The organism is Marinobacter sp. EVN1, assembly GCF_000475375.1.
GTDB classification, from domain to species: Bacteria; Pseudomonadota; Gammaproteobacteria; order Pseudomonadales; family Oleiphilaceae; genus Marinobacter; species Marinobacter nauticus.
Map to the genome: position 1 here is coordinate 1 of NZ_AXCB01000043.1, position 981 is coordinate 981.

1 protein-coding gene and 1 pseudogene are annotated in these 981 nt (G+C 48.0%); one reads left to right on the forward strand and one right to left on the reverse strand.

Features of this window, described 5'->3' with window-relative positions:
- On the reverse strand, positions 1 to 457 hold a 457-nt coding region (locus Q674_RS34800), incomplete at its 3' end, for a hypothetical protein (protein ID WP_031210274.1).
- A gap of 172 nt (positions 458 to 629) precedes the next feature.
- Here Q674_RS34800 and Q674_RS34805 point away from each other — a divergent pair.
- A pseudogene (locus Q674_RS34805) lies at positions 630 to 981 on the forward strand (heavy-metal-associated domain-containing protein); the annotation flags it as partial.

The window sequence follows — 981 nt, forward strand, 5'->3', positions numbered from 1 at the left end:
TTAGATTTTGCTGGTATTGCAGCATTTGCTCCATCATCAGCTGCATTTGATCCATGCGCTCCTGCATCATCTGAATTTGTTGCTCGTTAGACAGACTACCACCATTCTTTGATTTACCGCCGCCGTTCATCATGTGCTGACCTCCCATCATGCCGTTTTGTCCACGCATCATGCCGGGGCCCATCATACCGTGATGCATAAAACCCATTTGCTCTTGCATCGCCTCCCTGTGTTCTCGCATCAATCGTTGCCGTTCTTGCGGTGAAGCTTCATCAGGAATGCGTTGCATCAGCTGGTTCATGTGAGACCAGTTCTGGTGCATCTGTTGCATTTGCTCCTGATCCATCATCATGCCAGGACCATGCCCTTGCCATGAGCCTTGATCACCATGCGCTAGCACGAATGCAGGAAAAACCAACAACGCAGCGGTTGCTGTAAGTCCTTTAAATGAAATCATAAAGTTTACCCTCGAAATAAAATTAGACGTCCACACCATCGCACTTATCATTGTAGATCTTTATCCAGACAAACGCCGATTTTGACGACTACTAGTGTAGATTAGTTATTGACCCTGTAGTGGCTACAGGGTTTTAAATTGCATCATTTGTACGAAAACCGGAGCCGAGAAAATGAGCAAACCCTGCAATGGGCAGTGTGGTAGTGAAGACTCTGTCGTAGATGACAAGTTTCAGGGACGCGCCACCGCCGAAACAGGTAGCCAGCTAAGCACCTACAAAATACCAAAAATGGATTGTCCCTCGGAAGAGCGAATGATTCGAATGGCACTGACTGGCGTTGAAAACATTCAGTCGCTGTCATTCGATTTATCGGGTCGTACATTGGAAATTATCCACCATGGAGAAACCGGTCCTATTACCAGCAAACTGGAAAACCTGGGCCTGGGTGCTTCCTTGCAGCGGACAGAAGACGCCAGCGCTGAATCCGTCAGAGCGGCTGAATCTTCTAAGGCCAACGAAAGCG